Raw genomic sequence first — 17,719 nt, forward strand, 5'->3', positions numbered from 1 at the left:
TGACCCATGGGGCTCTACGGTCCGCCCAGCTCCCCCGGCTCCACCGGGCCGCCCCTCGGCGTGACGGGGGTATCGCCCCGCCCCCGGCCCGCGAACCCTCGTCCCCGCACGTTCAGAGCAACATTTGAGGTTCACCGATGAGTTGTCCGCGCGGACGGAGTCGGTACCGGCGTACGGCCGTAGTCGCAGTGAAAGGTGGCCCCACCATGTCCTTCACGCATGTGCTCGCCGTTGCCCCGGTGCGCGACATCGAGCAGGCGGTGGCCTGGTACGAGCGGCTCCTGGGCAGGCCGGCCGACACCCGGCCGATGCCGGGGCTCGCCGACTGGCACGTCTCCCCGTCCGGCTGGGTCCAGGTGTTCCAGTCCCCCGACCACGCCGGATCGACGTTGCTCAATCTCGCGGTGGACGACCTGGACAAAGCGCCGTCGGACCTCGCCGGCCGCGGCATCGAGGCCGGGCCGGTGCAACCGGGCTCGCAGAGGGTGCGGTTCGCCGCCGTCCACGACCCCGACGGCAACCGGGTCACGCTGATCGAGAATCCCGTGTCATAACGCGCCAGCCGGGCGGGCGCCCGGCCCGCCGTCGTCCTTGACGAGACCCTCGCCGGGCTCGGCCTCGACCGCGTCCACCTCGTCGGCATCTCCTACGGCGGCTGGCTCGCCCTGAACCAGGCACACCGTCGGCCGGGCCTCCTCGCCTCGGTCACCCTGCTCGACCCGGGCGGCCTGGAGAAGGTGGGCCTGCGCTCCTCCTGCTGCTGGCCTGGGCCGTCGCCGGCACGGCGTGCACCCGGCTGTGCCTGGCCGCCGTACGCGCGGCGACCGTGGACACGCACGGCGCGACCGCGGGCCGGGAACACCGTCTGACGCTGTACGAGGCCGCGTTCCTGTCCGGCGGACCGCGCCGCGTCGCCGACCTGACGCTGGTGTCGATGGCGCGGCAACGGCGGCTGCTGCTCGCCCACACCGGCTGGGCCACCGTCGTCGATCCGCGCGGGCGGGACGAGGTGGAGCGGTCGGTCATCGCGGCCATCGGGCCCGAGGGACAGTCCCGCATCGCGCCGGTGCGGGCCGCCGCGGCCACCGCCGACCCGGTGCGGGCGACGCAGGCGGGCGCGCATCCAGAGGCGACGGCCGCGGCGGAGAACACCAGGGCGGTGTACGTCGCGGTGGAGCGCAACGACGCGGCCTGGCCGACGGACCGGGCTGCCGTCTGCGGGTTGTCTGTGGCTGGTCGCGCAGTGCCCCGCGCCCCTTACGGGGCGCTAGGCGAGCCCGGCGACCAATTCGGTGACCGACTTGCGGCGGCCCGTGAAGAACGGGATCTCCTCGCGGACGTGCCTGCGGGCCTCCGAGCCGCGGAGGTGGCGCATGAGGTCGACGATGCGGTGGAGGTCGTCGGCCTCGAAGGCGAGGATCCACTCGTAGTCGCCGAGGGAGAAGGAGGCGACCGTGTTGGCGCGCACGTCCGGGTAGCCGCGGGCCATCTTGCCGTGGTCGGCGAGCATGCGGCGGCGGTCCTCGTCCGGCAGCAGGTACCAGTCGTACGAGCGCACGAACGGGTAGACGCTGACGTAGTCGCGGGGCGTCTCGTCGGCGAGGAACGCCGGGATGTGCGCGCGGTTGAACTCGGCGGGGCGGTGCAGCGCCATGTTCGACCAGACCGGCGTGAGCGCGCGGCCCAGCTTCGTGCGGCGGAAGAGGTTGTACGCCTCCTGGAGCTGGTCGCTGGTCTCGGCGTGCCACCAGATCATCAGGTCGGCGTCGGCGCGCAGACCGGACACGTCGTACGTGCCGCGGATCGTGACGTCCTTGGCGGCGAGCTGGTCGAACAGCTCCTGGACCTCGTCGGCGTACCCGGCGCGGTCCTCGGGGAGCACGTCCTTCAGCTTGAAGACGGACCAGAGGGTGTAGCGGATGACCTCGTTGAGGTCCTTGGCCAGCTTGCCCTTGTTCGGGATCCGGTCGGGCGCGGTGGTGGGGGCGTCGTCACTCATGGTCCTTATTCTCCCGCTTCCGCCTGCGGGCTCCGCACCGGGTCCTGCGCTCCGGCCCGGTCGTCCTGGATCTTGTCCACGGCGGCGTACGCGCTCGCGATGCAGGCCGGGATGCCGACGCCGTCGTACGGCGCGCCGCACACGGCCAGGCCCGGCAGTTCGGCGAGGCGGTCGCGGATGCGGGCCACGCGCGCGTGATGACCGACGGGGTACTGGGGCAGTCCGTCGTCCCAGCGGGTGACGCGGGTCTCGACGGGGGCGGCGGTCAGGCCGGTCGCCTCCTTGAGGTCGTGCCGGGAGACCTCCACCAGCTCGGCGTCGTGACGCCGGAGGATCTCGCTCTCGCCGAACCGGCCGACGGAGGTGCGCAGGACGAGGAGGTCGGGGCGCTCCTCGGTGACCCAGCCCCACTTCTGGGAGGAGAACGTGGACGCCTTGATGGTGCGCCCGTCGACGGGCGGCACGAGGAAACCGCTGCCCTCGGGGAGGGCGGTCTCGGTGCGGCGGTAGGCGAGGGTCACCAGGGCCATCGAGGCGTACTCGACGGCGGCCAGCTCGGCGGCGGCGGCCGGGGTCTCGGCGCGCAGCAGGCGGGCGGCGGCCGGGGCGGGTACGGCCACGACGACGCCGTCGGCGCGCAGGACGCGGTCCCCGGCGGTGACGCGCCAGCCGCCCTGCGGCTCGCGGCACAGCTCGGTCACCGGTGTCCGGGTGAGGATCTCGCCGCCCCGGGACCGTACCGACTCGGCGACGGCGAGCGGCAGCCGGCCCACGCCGCCCTCGATGCCCATGAACACCGGGCCGGTCTGCTGGTTGGCGGCGGCCTTCGCCTGGATCTCGCGGACCCCCTCCGTCAGGGACGTGTGGGTCCTGGCCACCTGGTAGAGCTGCGGGACCGCCGAGCGCATCGAGATGCGGTACGCGTCGCCCGCGTACACCCCGCCGAGCAGCGGCTCCACGAGACGGTCGACGACCTCGCGGCCCAGCCTCGCCGCCACGAACTCGCCGACCGCGACGTCGTCCCCGACCTCGGTGCGGGGCAGGTCGGCGTCCTGCCCGATCCGGGCGAGCCCCTCGTCGGTCAGGACGCCGGCCAGCGCGGAGGCGGTGCCGGGCACGCCCATGACGTGGCCCTTGGGCATGGGGCGCAGCGCGCCGCGGGTCCAGATCGAGGCGGTCGCCGTGGCCGGCGGCTGGAGCCGCTCGCCGAGGCCCACGTCGCGCGCGAGGGCGACGGCCTCCGGTCTGCGCGCCAGCATCGACTCGGCGCCGAGGTCGACGCCGGCGCCCGCGATCTCGCCGGGCAGCAGCTTGCCGCCGACGCGGTCCGACGCCTCCAGCACCGTCACCCGCGCTCCGCGCTCCAGCAGCCGGTGCGCCGCGGCCAGTCCGGCGATGCCGGCCCCGATGACGACGACATGCCCCGTGCCCGCACGGGATTCCTCTTCGCGCATGTCATCAGCCTCTCAGACCCCACTGACAGTCCGGTCTCGGGCCGCCGTTCTTCACGAGTCCCGACCGTGACCGCTTCGGGACCCTTCCGTGCCAACGTTCCGCACCACCCCGGCGTCGAAGGAGCGTCAGTTGTCACGACCTCGGGAGGATGCCCACATGCGCGCACGACGATCCGTACGGCCCGTCCAGGCCATGGCCGCTGTTCTGCTGGCCGCGGCCCTCGCGCTCACCGGTTGCAGCGGCAGCGACGACTCGGGCGGAAGCGGCACCACCGCGGACCGGGGAGTCGCCGCGCGCTCGGATGCGAAGGGCGGCGCGCAGGAGGCCGCCCCGGGCGGCGGCGCGAGCGGTTCCCGGACGACCGCACCGGCCAAGCTGCCGGCGAGCCACATCGTCCGCACCGCCTCCCTGACCGTGCAGGTCAAGGACGTCCCGAAGGCCCTCGACGAGGCCCGCACCACCGCCGAGAACGCGGGCGGCTACGTCAGCGACGAGACCACCCGCCGGGATGAGGAGGGCAGCGAGCACACCCGGGTCGTGCTGCGGGTGCCCACCCGGGCGTACGACGAGGTCCTCAACGACCTTCAGGGCGCCGGCAAGCTGATCGAGCGCACGGCGAAGGCGCAGGACGTCACCGACCAGGTCGTCGACGTGGACAGCCGGATCAAGTCGCAGCGCGCCAGCCTGGCCCGCATCCGCGCGCTGATGGACCGGGCCACCCGGCTCAGCGACGTGGTGACCCTGGAGGGCGAACTGAGCGCCGCCAGGCCGACCTGGAGGCCCTGCTCGCGCAGCAGGCGTCCCTGAAGGACCGCACCAGCCTGGCCACCATCACCCTCTCCCTGTCCGAGACACCGGTGAAGAAGGCCGCCAAGGGCGACGACGACCCCGGGTTCGTGGACGCGCTGTCGGGCGGCTGGAACGCGTTCGTGACGATGCTGCGCTGGCTCGCGGTGGCCCTCGGCGCGCTGCTGCCGTTCGCCGCGGCCACGGCGCTGCTCGTGCTGCTGTGGCTGCGGGTCGTACGGCCCCGGCTGCCGCGCCGCCCGGCCACCGCGAGCGCGATGACGGCGCTGGGTCCGCTGCCGACGGCCCGCCGGGCACCCGAGCCGACGAGCCCCGAGGAAGGCGGCGGACAGGACTGAAATGCCGGACCCCCGTAGCGTGTTCGCATGAGCATGAGCCGTGCAGGGGGGACGAGACAGCGCCTGGTCGTGATCGGCGGCGACGCCGCGGGCATGTCCGCGGCGTCACAGGCACGCCGCCTGAAGGACCCGGACGCGCTGGAGATCGTGGCGTTCGAACGCGGCCACTTCACCTCCTACTCGGCGTGCGGCATCCCGTACTGGGTGGGCGGCGACGTCACCGACCGGGACCAGCTGATCGCCCGCACGCCCGAGGAGCACCGCGCCCGCGGCATCGGCCTGCGCCTGCGCACCGAGGTCACGGAGATCGACGCGGACCGGGGGCGGGTACGCGCGCGTGACGTGGATTCCGGCGCCGACTCCTGGACGTCGTACGACCACCTCGTGATCGCGACCGGCGCCCGGCCGGTCCGGCCGCCGCTGCCGGGCGTCGACGCGCCCGGCGTGCACGGCGTGCAGACCCTGGACGACGGTCAGGCCCTGCTGGACACCCTCACGCGTACGCGTGCCCGCCGCGCCGTGGTGGTCGGCGCCGGGTACATCGGCGTGGAGATGGCCGAGGCGCTCATCAACCGCGGCTACGAGGTGACGGTCGTCAACCGCGGCAGCGAACCGATGGCCACCCTCGACCCCGACATGGGCCGCCTGGTGCACACGGCCATGGAGGGTCTGGGCATCACCATGGTCAACGACGCCGAGGTCACCAAGATCCTCACCGGCGACGACGGGCGGGCGCGGGCGGTGGCCACGGAGGACGCCGCATTCCCGGCGGACGTCGTCGTCCTCGGCATCGGCGTACGCCCTCAGACGGCGATCGCGCGCGCGGCAGGGCTGCCCCTGGGCGACCACGACGGTCTGCTCACCGACCTGGCGATGCGGGTGCGCGGGCACGAGAACATCTGGGCCGGCGGCGACTGCGTCGAGGTCCTCGACCTGGTCTCCGGCCGCGAACGGCACATCGCGCTGGGCACCCACGCCAACAAGCACGGCCAGATCATCGGCACCAACATCGGCGGCGGCTACGCCACGTTCCCGGGCGTGGTCGGCACGGCCGTCAGCAAGGTCTGCGACCTGGAGATCGCCCGCACCGGCCTGCGCGAGAAGGACGCCCACCGCGCGGGCCTGAAATTCGAAACGGTCACCATCGAATCGACGAGCCGCGCCGGCTACTACCCCGGCGCGGCCCTCATGACCGTCAAAATGCTCGCCGAACACCGCACCGGACGCCTGCTCGGCGTCCAGATCGTCGGCAGGGAGGGCGCGGGCAAGCGCGTGGACATCGCGGCCGTGGCTCTGACGGCCGGCATGACAGTGGAGCAGATGACGACCCTGGACCTGGGGTATGCGCCACCGTTCTCGCCGGTGTGGGACCCGGTACTGGTAGCGGCCCGTAAGGCAGTACGGGCGGTAGGACAGCGTCCCTAGGGGCGCGGGGCTGTATCGATATGCGGCTCCGCCGCGTGGGCGCGACCAGCCACGAACAACCCGCACCCGGCATCGCCGCACCCCTACGGCGCTCCCCGCGGAAACGGACTACGCACTGCCGTTGATCCGGTCGATAACCTGCCGCGCCTGTTCCGCCGGCGGCCGGGACGGCAACGAGGACACCGATGCCGCCGCAACCGCCGGAGGCTGCGGCGCCGCCGCCGGCTTCGCATGGCTGCCCCCCGAAACCGACCGCAACCGATGACTCACCGCCTCTTCCAACGTCACCGGCCGCTGCATCTGGGACGCCAGCCGCCCGGCCTCCTGGCCGAGCCGCGCCACGTCCTCCCACGGCAGCGGCACCACCAGCGTCAGTTCCGCCTCGCCGTCGGGCAGCGCCTGCATCGGAGGAGCGTTTCGGTCGTTCATCGCCTGGTTCCTCACGTCGTGCCCCGCGACCGCCTTCCCCGTGCCGCGGGAGGTTGAGGACACATACGGACACACGGACGGCGGCGTTCACCGATTCGCCGAACCCGGCGCGGGCACTCATCCCTTGTGGTCATCCCCGTCCATGACGTGAACCCCGCACGGCGCACCCCGTGGCTGACGTACGCTCTGCTCGTCGCGAACTTCGTCGTCTTCCTCGCCACGCCCGGTGTCGTCAGCTCCCTCGCGGGCGAGAGCAGCCTGGCCCAGCTGTGCGACCTCCAGGCGTTCCTGGACCGGTACGCGGTGGTGCCGCGCGAGTTGATCCACCATCAGATGCCGCGGCTGGTACCCACGGGCGAGGTCGCCGTGGGCCCGCGGGGTCCGGGCTGTGTCGTCGGCCCGCCGGGGTACGACAAGTCACCGGAGCTGAGCGCCCTGACAGCGATGTTCCTGCACGGCAGCTGGCTGCACCTGCTGGGCAACATGCTGTTCCTGTGGATCTTCGGCAACAACATCGAGGACCGGATGGGCCACATCCGCTTCCTGCTCTTCTACGGCGTCTGCGGATACGCGGCGTCGTACGGGTTCGCGCTCCTCAACGCCGACTCGGGCGCCCCGCTGATCGGCGCCTCCGGAGCGATCGCCGGGGTGCTCGGTGCCTATCTGGTGCTGTATCCGAGGGCCCGGGTGTGGGTCCTCGTCCCGTTCCTGATCTTCCTGCCGCTGCGGCTGCCGGCCTGGATCGTGCTGGGCCTGTGGTTCGTGCTGCAGGCGGTCTACTCGTCCGGCGGGGGCGTCTCCGACGCCGGCACCGTGGCGTACGCGGCGCACATCGTCGGGTTCGTCGCCGGCATGCTGATCGCCTGGCCGCTGCGGCCCGGCACTCCGCCGCCCCCGGAGTCGCGAGGCGTGCTGTTCGGCAGGCGCGCACGGCCGGGCTGGTGAGAGCGCGGCCGACTGCGGCGTCACAAGGACACGATCAGACGAACACCGGCGGAATCACCTCGGCAGGGCGTCTGCGATGTCCTCCATCACCTCAGACCTCCCCTGATAGGGGAAGTCCGGGCGCGGCCAGTGAACGACGAAGTCGGTGACACCCACTTCCTCGAACAGACCGGCTGCGTCCCGGAAGGACTCGGCCGATTCCAGGACACCGCCGATCGAGGGCCCGGTGACGAGGAGCCTGCGCACAGTGGAGGGGTTGCGGCCCGCTTCGTCGCATGCCCGTTCCAGGGCGGCCGTCTGTTCCTTGATCAACCGGACGGAATCAGCGTAGGGAGTCGCGTCGAACACGCCCGGCGCCCCTGTCGTGACCCACATGTCCGCGTAACGGGCCGCGAGGCGCATCCCTCGCGGCCCGGTCGCCGCCACACAGAGGGGCACCCGGGGCCGCTGAACGGATGCCGGCTGCAGCACGGTGTCATGGCACTCGTAGTACGCACCGTCGAAATCGACCGGGTCCTGGCGCAGCAGTGCGTCGAGCAGTGCGACGAACTCCGCGTACCGGACCGACTGCTGAAGCCTCGTCTGCCGGCCGGTGCGCAGTACGTCCCGATCCGGCCCGCCCGCACCCACCCCGCACAGCGCGCGGCCCCCCGAGATGTCGTCGAGGGTCATCATCTCCTTGGCGAAGACGACGGGGTCACGGAGCCGGGCGCTGGCCACCAGGGTGCCGAGTCCCATCCGTGAGGTGACCAGGGCGGCAGCCGTCAGGGTCGGCAGTGCGCCGAACCACGGCCGCTCCCTGAGCCAGCGCCACGCCACATGGTCGTACGTCCAGGCGTGGTCGAAGCCCAGGTCCTCGGCCCGCCGCCACACCTCCCTCGCCTGAGGCCAGCGGTGTTCCGGCAGGATGACGACGCCGTAGCGCATGGTGTTCCGCTCCCCTCGTGTCCCCGTGTCCCCGTGTCCCCGTGTCCCCGCGTGTCACTCGCTGCCGCCGCCGGGCTGGGCGCGCGGCCGGTCAGGCGTTGAGGTAGGCGAGCACGGCCAGCACCCGTCGGTGGTCGTCCGGCGCGGGTGGCAGGTCCAGCTTGGTGAAGATGGCGGCGATGCGTTTGGAGACGGTTGCCTCCGTGATGACGAGGCGGCGGGCGATGGCCGCGTTGGAGCGTCCCTCGGCGATGAGGCCGAGGACCTCCCGCTCCTTGGGGCTGAGCCTCTGCAGCGGAGTGTGCTGGCGGCTCAGCAACTGCCGTACCACCTCCGGGTCGACCACGGTGCCGCCCCGGGCCACCGAGTCGAGCGCGGACAGGAACTCCTTGACCTCGCCGATCCGGTCCTTGAGCAGGTATCCCATGCCCGCGCCCCTCTGGTCGGAGCTGATGAGCTCGGACGCATAGCCCTGCGAGACGTACTGGCTGAGCACCAGGACGGCGAGCTTGGGGTTCCCGGCGCGCAGTTGCCGGGCCGCACGCAGTCCGTCGTCGGTGTTGTCCGGTGGCATGCGGACGTCGACGATGACGGCGTCCGGATTGTGCTCCGCCGCCGCCGAGATCAGCGAGGGAGCGTCACCCACTGAGGCGAGCACGGTGTGCCCGAAGCGCTCGAGCAGACCCACCAGACCCTCCCGCAGGAGAACCGAGTCCTCCGCGATGACCAGCCTCAGTGATTGCACGGAATCTCCACTCTCATGACCGTCGGCCCGCCAGCCGGTGAACTGAGGAACATTCTGCCGTTCAGGACCGACAAGCGGTCCGTGATGCCGACCAGTCCGGTCCCCTTCGCGGCGTCGGCCCCACCGACGCCGTCGTCGCGTATCTCCAGCACGAGCACGTCGCCGCCCAGCCGCCCGCGCACCCAGGCCTGCTGTGCCCGGCTGTGCTTGGCCATGTTGGCCAGCGCCTCGCACACCACGAAGTAGGCGGTGGACTCCACCTGGGAGGCAAGCCGGTGGGGCAGGGCGATGTCGACCTCCACCGGCACCACCGAGCGGCCGGCGATGTCTCGCACCGCGGGCTCGAGACCGCGGTCGGTGAGCACCTGGGGATGGATGTTGTGGATCAGCTCGCGCAGTTCCTGAAGCGCCATCCGAGCCTGCTCCCCGGCCTCGCGCACCTGCCTGGCGGCGAGCGAGTCGGGGGGCAGGTCGAGACCGGCCAGCCCGAGTTTCATGGACAGCGTCACCAGCCGCTGCTGCGCGCCGTCGTGCAGGTCCCGCTCGATGCGGCGACGTTCCACCTCGAAGGCGTCCACCAACCGGGCGCGGGATTCCATGACCTGCGTCAGCTCGTTGTCCTCGGGGTCCAGGACGGCCCGGGCCATCGCGGCCCGCACACCTGCCCAGGCGGCCACCGGGTAGGCCGCGATGGGCAGCAGCACCACACCGATGGCGGGCCCGGCCAGGGCGACGGCGAAGCTCGCGGTCGGTTGCAACGGAGCGGTCATGAGGAACACCGGCAGTCCGATGGCCACGACGGCGACCCCGATGTCGGTCCACCACAGCACCAGCACCGCGGCCATCCCGTAGCCGAGTTCCCGCAGACCACAACCGGCCCGCAGCCGCTGCCAGTATCTGGCCCACAGCGGTCCGGTCGGCTCCTCGTCGCCCGTGACCGCCGAAGAGGCGGTCATCACGAGCCGCAGCCGTCGGCGCTCGAACGCCGCCACCACCCAGGCCACGCCGCCGAGCACGACCAGCACCACCACCACGGCTACCGGTCCGAGGCCGCCCCACAGCAGGTACAGCAGCCCGGCCAGCCCCGCGAAGCAGCAGCCGATCACGGTGCCGGACAGCAGAAAGGCGAGCGATCGCCAGGGCCAGGACGAGGTGAGGAAGCTCAGCGGGCGCTGCGCGAGGGCCTCCAGCGTATTGCGCGCGATCACACCGTGACCGTAGCGGCTGTCCGTGGTCATGAGCAGTAGTGCCAGGTCTACTTCGGGGTTATGGACAGCTCTCCCGGGCCGGACGGAGCGTCGGCGGCCGGCACCACCTCCGGCTGCGGTCCGGGCCGGTGGCCGCGCCGGGCCACGACGACGCTCTCGCCCCGCGCCAGGGGCACGGTGACCGCCCCCGGGCGGACCGCACGCCAGGCCTTTGGCCGTCCTTCCTCGTCGTACACGTCGACGGGCCCCTCGATTCCGTGCTCGAGTACCAGCGGCTCGCCTGCCTCGCTGTGCACACGCACCCATTGGGTGCTCCCGCCGCCGCGCCGGGCGTCTACGAGGAAGGCCCCCGGAGTCCGCAGCCGGGCCACAGCGGCCTCCGGCCACTCGGGTGGGGCCGCCGGGAACACCCGCAGCGTTCCGTTGCCGCAGTCCACCAGGAGATCGGCGACCACCTGGCCTGCCGCCAGGGACACGGCCACGTCGTCTTCCGGGGCGCCGTCGGCCGCGCCGTGGGGCATTCCGGCACCGGGGCCCGCCAGGACGTGCCGCAGGTGCGACAACGTGCCGCCCGGGTCCCCCAGGGCCGCCGCGAGACCCGCCGCGGCGACGTACGAGGCGCTGTTCCAGGTGGAGCGCATCGAGGCCCAGTGCCGGTAGCTGCGCAGCGCGAGGTCCGCGGGTGTGTCCGGGAGACGTTCCCGCAGCGGATGCAGCCACAGCAGGTGGGAGGCGTGGGTGTGAGAGCGGCTGAGCGCCACCCCGCGACCGATCATCACCCCGTCCGGCCCCGTGGGGTACGTGGCGAGGCGTGCCCCGATGTCCCGCCAGCGTTCGAGTCCAGGCTCGCGCAGGCCGAGGCGGCGCGTGGAGTCGAGCAGCGTGGTCACCGCCCAGCGCAGCAGCGCGAGGCCGTGGGCGGCGTCGCAGGCGTCGGCGTAGTGCGGGGAGTGGGTGGCCGGCAGGTGCAGCCGCCCGTCGGGCTCCTCGACGAGGAAGTGCCCGTAGAAGTCGACCGCCCGCCGCAGCGCGGGGTGCAGCCAGTCACGCAGGACGCTGTCGTCCATGGTCCTGCGGTACACCGCCTCTACGGCGGGCAGCCCCCAGGAGATGACGGGGCTGGGGGCCCGCCCGCCTTTGGACCCGACGCCGGGCAGACCGCCGTACACATGACCGTGGCTCGCCGTGCGAGCGCGGTGCCTCACGGTCCGGACGACGGGGTCCAGGTCGAGGTGGTCGCTGGTGGCGAGCAACGGGTGACCGAAGCCGGTGACCTGGGCGTCCGGGTCCAGCGCGGCCGCCGCCAGGTAGATCTGACGCCAGTAGAACCGCTGGACCGGCCGGTCCGGCACCGACAGGAAGCCGCGCCGGTAGTGATCGTGCCACCAGCCGCGGTGCCCGGCGTCGAGCCGTTCTCCGGCGGCTCGTGCCCGGCGGAGCGCGGCGGCGTCGCTCCCCGCGACCAGGACACGCATCCCGGCACGCGTCTCCTCCTGGTGCGGGTAGGACCGGCCGCCGCGCCGACCGCCCCGGTACTCCCAGGCCGCCGCCCGTTCGCCCTGATCACTCGTCAGGCGGACCACCAGGACACCGCGGCCGTGCGGGACCAGCGCCGTGAAACGGACCCGGCCGCGGGTCGTTGCGAGGGTCCCGGTCAGCTCCGCCTGCCACAGGTCCAGTCGCACGTCGACGGCGGTGGGGGTTCCCGCGAGGCGCAGGGCCAGCGCCGCCGACGGCTCCCGTGTGTCGTCGCCCGTGTCGTACAGCGAGAAGACGACGTCCTCGGGGCGGCTTCCGCGGTGCACGCGCACCCGCAGGGAGCCGTCGCCCAGGTACGGGGCGCCGCTCCGCTCGTCGGGCAGCCGGTCCCACGTCATCCCGGCGTCCCGCACGGACTCCTCGTAGGGATCTGCCGGCCTGGTCCCGTCCGTCGCACGGGCCGGTACGGCGGCGAGGGCCGGGCCCGCGGCGGCGCCCAGACCCACGGCCGCGGAGCCCTGCAGGACGGATCGTCTGCGCGGCCCGGTCACCGGTCGCCGCCCATCGCGGGACGCGCCTCGAGGGCCAGCTTCTCCAGCACCTCGGCGGCGGCCGTGGGACCGTCGACCTGGCGCATGCGGGCCGAGAGTTCGTCCAGTCTCCGGCGTACGTTCTCGTCGGTCGTCACCTCGTCGACCGCGGCGACGAAGCGCGCGCCCTCGCTCTCGGCGGGGACGACCACGCCCGCGCCGGTCTCGGCCAGCCGACGGGCCGTCTCGCGCTGGTCGGCGGCCCTGGGGACGAGCACCATCGGCTTGCCGAGCGCCAGCCCCTCCAGAGCCGAGTTCATGCCGCCGTGGGAGAGGAACGCGTCACAGCGTGCCAGCACCGCGGACTGCGGCACGTAACTGCGGGCGATCACGTTGTCGGGCAGCGGGCCGAGGTCCGCCGGGTCGGTGTGCGAGGTGGCGAGGACGACCAGCCAGCGGCTGGAGGCGAAGGCATCGGCGATCTTGCGGAAGAACTCCGGCCCCCGGGTGAACATCGTTCCGGTGGAGACGTAGAGGGAGGGCTCGCGCTCGATGCGGTCCCAGGGCAGGTCGTCCGCGTACCCGGCGGCGGAGCCGCCCGTTCCCGCGGGCTCGCGCCGCAGCGGCCCGACGAAGTGGAAGCGCTCGTCGAACGACTCGCGGGCGGGCTGGAGTTCGGGCACGGTGTTGACCAGGGCGCGCGCGGCTCCGGCCGTCACGCGGCGGCGCAGCCCCGGCTGGATGCGGGCGAGGCCGAGCAGCCTCACGAGCCTGGCCGCGCGCGGGCCGAGGTTGCGGCGCACCTCGTCCAGCAGGACCTCCTCGCTGATCGCGTAGGTCACGTAGAAGGAGACGAAGGGCACTTCGGCCGCCTCGGCGGCGCGGATTCCCCAGATGGCCATGATGTCGGCGACGACGACTGCGGGCTCCCACTGCTCCCAACGGCCGATGAGTTCTTCGGTCAGCCGGCGCTGTTCTCGGAAGACGTCCCACATCCGCCGCACTCTGCGCATCCGGTGACCGAACGTCGGCTGTTCCGGAACACCACCGCGCGGCCGGATGTCGATCTCGGTGACCGTGCAGCCCACTTCCCTGAACACCTCGGCGAAGGGGGCGCTGATCACCACGTCGACCCGGTGGCCACGCGCCGTCAGTTCCGCCGCGAGCGCGACCATGGGCGTCACGTGGCCGTGCAACGGAAAGGGGGCCAGGAGGTATCGGGTCATGGACTCCACCTTTCCACAGGAGAATTCACACAGAATTCCCGACCGGCGATCACGACCTTAACAACAACGGGAAAGACAGTCACCGTCATTAAGTCTGAGGCAAAAGACGCACGGTGTCGCTGTTACGCGATTCGCCCTGGCCAAGGGCAGTTGACGGTTTCCGAGACGCGGGGCAGGCTGGTGCACCATGACCGCTCCCAGTACGACGAGCCTGCTCGACCTGTTCGGTTCTGAATGGGCGGCGAATCCCTACCCATTCTATGCCGAACTGCGTGCGAAATCCCCCGTCCAGTGGGACGAGTGGATGCAGTCCTGGGCGATACTCGGCCACCCGGAAATCGTCGCCCTTTCGAAGGACGAGCGTCTTTCCGGCGCCCGGATACCGGAGTTCTACGAGAGCCTTCCGGAACAGTCGCGCGGGAATGTCGCCCTGCTGGCCAGGACGCTGTCCGACATGATGCTCTTCAATGAGCCACCGCACCACACCAGGCTGCGCCGGCTCATCAAACCGGGCCTCACACCGCGCTTCGTGCGAGAAATGCGTCCGCTCATCGAGGAGTTGGCGAACGAGCTGCTCGACAAAGTGGTGCCGAGCGGCCGTATGGATGTCATCCACGACTTCTCCGAGCCGCTCAGCCGGGGCATCATCGCCAAACTCGCCGGGGTCCCCGACGACGCCGCGTATCTGCTGGAGGGCTGGCAGGGACTGCTGCACGAGTTCTTCACCCAGTCCAGCGCCCAGAACGCACGCATCGAGGCACTCAGGGAGTCCTTCGACCGGGGAGCGGCGGCCCGCCGAAGCGGCACGGCCGACGATTTCTTCAGCCGGATGATCAGTGCCCAACTGCGCGACGCCGACTACACCGAGGACGAGATCTTCGCCAATTTCCTGCTGCTCATCGACGCGGGGCAGGCGACGACCACCCATCTCATCGGCAACGCGGTCCTCGCCCTGCTGCACAACGACGAGCAGACCCGGCTGCTGCGCGACAGCCCGGAGATGACCACGAACGCCGCCCACGAGCTGATGCGGTACGACAGTTCCGTCCAGTTCACCACCCGGATCGCCCTAGCGGACATCGACATCGGCGGGCAGCTGATCCGCGCGGGCCAGTCCGTGACCCTGGTCCTCGGTTCGGGAAACCGCGATCCCCGGCGCTACACCGACCCGGACGCGCTGGACATCACCCGCCGGGCCGCCGACCACCTGTCCTTCGGGCACGGCATCCACTACTGCCTGGGCGCCGCGCTCGCCCTGTCCGAGATCGATGTCGCGATGCGAACGCTGCTGCGCCGCGTCGCCGGATGGGCGCCCGCCGTGGCCGAGCCCGAGTGGCTCGACAGCATCAACTTCCGTTTCCTGAAACGGCTCCCGATCACCTTCGAGCCACGCGACTGAGAGGCGCCAGTGTCTTATCTCGGCTTTCCACGGCTCAACTTCGCCGGCACCTTCCAGGCCGATGTGGCCACGGTGAACAACCTGTCGCCGTACTTCGACAACAACCTCTTCGAGCCCCGATTCCAGTGGCGAATGAACCTGCCGGATGCCAATGGACTGTGGAATCCCCGCGGTTCCGGTGCGCTGCGGCTCACCGACGTGCGGGTGACGAGCGTGTGCCGACCCGACGGCCGTGTCGTGACCGACACCTCGCACGACCCCGTGGTGGGCGGCCGGCTCGCGGACGACGACCGGCGCCCCAACGGCAAGTTCGTGGATCTGGACCCGCAGAACCAGATGGTGCCCGAGATCTACGGCCTGCGGCTGCGCGTGCTGGACGCGAAGGGGCGTGAGCAGCTGCGCGGCGACTTCGCGCCCGCCGTGATGGAGGACGTGTGGATCCGCGCCACGCTGCCGTCGGGCCGGGGCGACCCCTCCGCCACCTACCAGTCCGTGCTGACGGACGTGCAGTGGGCAGCCGAGGTCTCCTCACCGCTGCTGCGCACCCTGCGCAAGGCGACTCACGGCGGCATGCTCTCGGTGAAGTTCACCATGGACGGGGTGGAGGACGGCGTCGAGCGCTGGATCGACAGCCTCACCTTCGGCCGGATCGTCGGGTCCATCGGACCGTACGCCGAAGGAGAGCCCCGTCATCTGGTGGCAGGCCGGCGGCTGCGCAGGACCGACGACGCGGGCCCCCTCAACCACGCCCCGTGCCGGGTCGACGAGGCCGCCCGGACCGTCTTCGTGGACCTCGGGAACAGCATTCGGGCCACGTCGCGCGGCGGGCCGCTGGAGAGCGTGGGGCCGCTGCGCCTGGCGTTCCTGGACGGCGACGGCGCCCCACAGGATCTGGCCCCGCTGGAGGGCATGGACACGGACTTCTACGAGCGGCTGGCGGGCATCGTCACGGCCCGCCTCAGTCCCGAGCAGACCGCGTCGCTGCGCGAACGGCGGCTGGCCGTCGTGGACACGTCCGGGGAGCGGCCCGCCGTCGTACTGGCGGAGAACGAGGATGCGACGTTCCTGCGGGCGGACGGCGGGGTCTTTCGTCTCTACCCGGAGGAGCCGCACGACACGGCGCGGACCGTGATCCACGCGACCCGGTACGGCAGGCCCGCCGCGGGGGTCCGGATCGCCCTCGACACCGACTCCCTGCCCGCGACGCTGAGCGTGTCGACGACGGCGACGACCGACAGGAACGGGCGGGCGGAGATCACCCTCGCCGGGAAGGACCCCGGTCGTCCACGGCGCGTCATCGACGGCATCGTGACCGACATCGGCTATCGCCTCGCCGACGGCGCCAAGGAGCCCGAGGGCCGGCTGAGTGTCCGGATCTTCAGTCATCACCCGGTGCCGGAGCGTCCCACCTGGGTGCGTGACGTCCAGCCCGTTCTGCAGCAGTACGCCAACCTCTACCCGGCCATGCGCGACGTGTTCGACCTGGGGAACTACGGCCAGGTCGTCTCGCACGCCGCCTACATGAGGAAGTCGCTGCTCGCCCCCCGGGAGTCACCCCACCACATGCCCGTGACCCGGGATCTGTCACCAGGAAAGCGAGACACCATCGTGAAATGGCTGGCCGACGAGGCACCGCTCATTCTCGACATCGACTCCATCGACGACCTGCGGTCGGCGCTCCAGCAGGCGCTGCTCGTCGAACACGCGACGATCCCGCCCTACCTCGCGGCGCTGATGTCCGTGAAGTCCGGCCACAACACGGAGATCGCCGAGATCATCCGCGGGGTCGTCATGGAGGAGATGCAGCACATGGCTCAGGTGTGCAACATCCTCAACGCGGTCGGCGGCGAGCCGGTGATCGGCCGCCCCGGCCTCGTCCCGACCTACCCGGGGCGCCTGCCCGGTCCGGTGCTGCCCGACCTCACGGTGCGGCTGCGCAAGCTCTCGCTGGAGCACGTCGAGAACGTCTTCATGGCGATCGAGCGGCCGGAGTACCCGCTGGTCGACGGGAAACGGTTCACGGGTGCGGTGCTCGGCTCCGACGATGTGAAGGTCAGCCGCAGGGGCGAGGTCCGGGCGGCCGACGACAAGGCCATGCGTGCCCTGGAGGACTGGTTCGGGAAGGCCGAGTACACGCCGCAGACCATCGGCTGGTTCTACAACCAGATCGCCCGCGCCATCATCCGCCTGAACCGCCGGGGCAAGCTGTTCACGGGCGACCCGGCGCGGCAGGTGAGCTGGCCGGGGGCACCGGGCGTGCTGTTCCGCGTGGAGGACAGGCGCTCCGCCCTGCTGGCTGTCCACCAGATCATCGAACAAGGCGAGGGCAGCCCGCACGACCTCAACGGCAACGGCGTCGCCGATCCGGGTGAGTTCGGGCATTACTACCGGTTCCAGGAGATCGTCAAGGGTCGGCGGCTGGTCAGGAGCAGGCAGGGCAAGTGGGTGTACGAGGGCGCGCGCGTGCCCTTCGACCCCGACGGGGTGCACCCCATGGCCGACGACCCGGACACCTACAAGCTGCCGGCCGGGTCGGTCGCCCGCCGCGACTGCGAGCAGTGCGACGAGTCGTACACCCGGGTGCTGACCTCGCTGAACCGGGTGTTCAACGGCCATCCCGACGAGATGGACGACGCCGTCGGGCTCATGTACCAGATGCAGGTGCAGGCCAAGAAGCTGTTCGGGATCAAGTCGCCCGACGGTGACGGCGTCGTCGGTCCCTCGTTCCAGTCCCCCGGCGTGCGTATCTGACCGCCCCGGAGGGAATGGCGGACGCCGGCGAGGGGGCTGCCCGGGTGCGGATCCCG

At 71.7% G+C, this 17,719-nt stretch carries 13 protein-coding genes and 3 pseudogenes; 8 read left to right on the forward strand and 8 right to left on the reverse strand.

Annotated features, from left to right (window positions below):
• Positions 1-206 precede the first annotated feature (206 nt).
• The 3 genes and pseudogenes from H8R17_RS15665 to H8R17_RS15675 form a co-directional block, all read left to right on the forward strand.
• A complete protein-coding gene (locus tag H8R17_RS15665; protein WP_187823795.1) occupies positions 207-554 on the forward strand; it encodes a VOC family protein in 348 nt (115 codons plus the stop codon).
• A gap of 36 nt (positions 555-590) precedes the next feature.
• Positions 591-788, forward strand: a pseudogene (locus tag H8R17_RS46730) (alpha/beta hydrolase); the annotation flags it as partial.
• A pseudogene (locus H8R17_RS15675) lies at positions 755-1,103 on the forward strand (TIGR04222 domain-containing membrane protein); the annotation flags it as partial. The pseudogenes H8R17_RS46730 and H8R17_RS15675, both read left to right, overlap by 34 nt.
• A 164-nt stretch (positions 1,104-1,267) precedes the next feature.
• Here H8R17_RS15675 and hemQ read toward each other — a convergent pair.
• Together hemQ and hemG are read right to left on the reverse strand one after the other, a co-directional pair.
• The gene (gene hemQ, locus H8R17_RS15680) at positions 1,268-1,999 is read right to left on the reverse strand and encodes a hydrogen peroxide-dependent heme synthase (RefSeq protein ID WP_187823796.1); all 732 of its coding nucleotides are present in this window, start codon (positions 1,997-1,999) and stop codon (positions 1,268-1,270) included.
• Between the two features lie 5 nt (positions 2,000-2,004).
• Positions 2,005-3,453, reverse strand: a complete 1,449-nt coding sequence (hemG, locus tag H8R17_RS15685; RefSeq protein WP_187823797.1) for a protoporphyrinogen oxidase — start codon at positions 3,451-3,453, stop codon at positions 2,005-2,007.
• 157 nt (positions 3,454-3,610) lie between these two features.
• Between hemG and H8R17_RS15690 the strand changes: the two are divergent.
• Positions 3,611-4,599 (forward strand): annotated as a pseudogene (locus tag H8R17_RS15690) (DUF4349 domain-containing protein).
• Between the two features lie 27 nt (positions 4,600-4,626).
• Positions 4,627-6,024 (forward strand): FAD-dependent oxidoreductase, encoded by a 1,398-nt coding sequence (locus H8R17_RS15695; protein WP_187823798.1) that lies wholly within the window; start codon positions 4,627-4,629, stop codon positions 6,022-6,024.
• Positions 6,025-6,132: 108 nt separating this feature from the next.
• On the opposite strand, the gene H8R17_RS15700 is transcribed toward H8R17_RS15695, so the two are convergent.
• Complete coding sequence (locus H8R17_RS15700; RefSeq protein ID WP_187823799.1) at positions 6,133-6,453, reverse strand: hypothetical protein; 321 nt, start codon at positions 6,451-6,453, stop codon at positions 6,133-6,135.
• Between the two features lie 126 nt (positions 6,454-6,579).
• Between H8R17_RS15700 and H8R17_RS15705 the strand changes: the two genes are divergently transcribed.
• Positions 6,580-7,398 (forward strand): rhomboid family intramembrane serine protease, encoded by an 819-nt coding sequence (locus tag H8R17_RS15705; RefSeq protein ID WP_187823800.1) that lies wholly within the window; start codon positions 6,580-6,582, stop codon positions 7,396-7,398.
• Between the two features lie 54 nt (positions 7,399-7,452).
• Here the strand turns inward: H8R17_RS15705 and H8R17_RS15710 are convergent, their stop codons facing one another.
• From H8R17_RS15710 to H8R17_RS15730, 5 genes are all read right to left on the reverse strand, one after another.
• Positions 7,453-8,325 carry an LLM class flavin-dependent oxidoreductase gene (locus tag H8R17_RS15710; RefSeq protein WP_187823801.1) on the reverse strand — a complete coding sequence of 291 codons (873 nt, stop codon included), beginning with the start codon at positions 8,323-8,325 and terminating at the stop codon, positions 7,453-7,455.
• A gap of 91 nt (positions 8,326-8,416) precedes the next feature.
• A complete protein-coding gene (locus H8R17_RS15715) occupies positions 8,417-9,070 on the reverse strand; it encodes a response regulator transcription factor (protein WP_316959413.1) in 654 nt (217 codons plus the stop codon).
• The gene (locus H8R17_RS15720; protein WP_316959414.1) at positions 9,058-10,278 is read right to left on the reverse strand and encodes a histidine kinase; all 1,221 of its coding nucleotides are present in this window, start codon (positions 10,276-10,278) and stop codon (positions 9,058-9,060) included. The genes H8R17_RS15715 and H8R17_RS15720 overlap by 13 nt, the downstream gene beginning before the upstream one ends.
• A gap of 47 nt (positions 10,279-10,325) precedes the next feature.
• Complete coding sequence (locus H8R17_RS15725) at positions 10,326-12,308, reverse strand: glycosyl hydrolase family 95 catalytic domain-containing protein (RefSeq protein ID WP_187823803.1); 1,983 nt, start codon at positions 12,306-12,308, stop codon at positions 10,326-10,328.
• A complete protein-coding gene (locus H8R17_RS15730) occupies positions 12,305-13,513 on the reverse strand; it encodes a nucleotide disphospho-sugar-binding domain-containing protein (protein ID WP_187823804.1) in 1,209 nt (402 codons plus the stop codon). Before H8R17_RS15730 ends, H8R17_RS15725 begins: the two co-directional genes overlap by 4 nt.
• A gap of 187 nt (positions 13,514-13,700) precedes the next feature.
• On the opposite strand from H8R17_RS15730, the gene H8R17_RS15735 reads away from it, so the two are divergent.
• Both H8R17_RS15735 and H8R17_RS48675 read left to right on the forward strand, forming a co-directional pair.
• Positions 13,701-14,912, forward strand: coding sequence for a cytochrome P450 (locus H8R17_RS15735; protein ID WP_187823805.1), 1,212 nt, complete (start codon positions 13,701-13,703; stop codon positions 14,910-14,912).
• A 9-nt stretch (positions 14,913-14,921) separates the two neighbouring features.
• On the forward strand, positions 14,922-17,663 hold the full coding sequence (locus tag H8R17_RS48675) for a ferritin-like domain-containing protein (RefSeq protein WP_187823806.1): 2,742 nt from the start codon (positions 14,922-14,924) through the stop codon (positions 17,661-17,663).
• Positions 17,664-17,719: the final 56 nt, after the last annotated feature.

Source organism: Streptomyces sp. TRM68367 (assembly GCF_014495685.1).
In the GTDB taxonomy this organism is placed as follows: domain Bacteria; phylum Actinomycetota; class Actinomycetes; order Streptomycetales; family Streptomycetaceae; genus Streptomyces.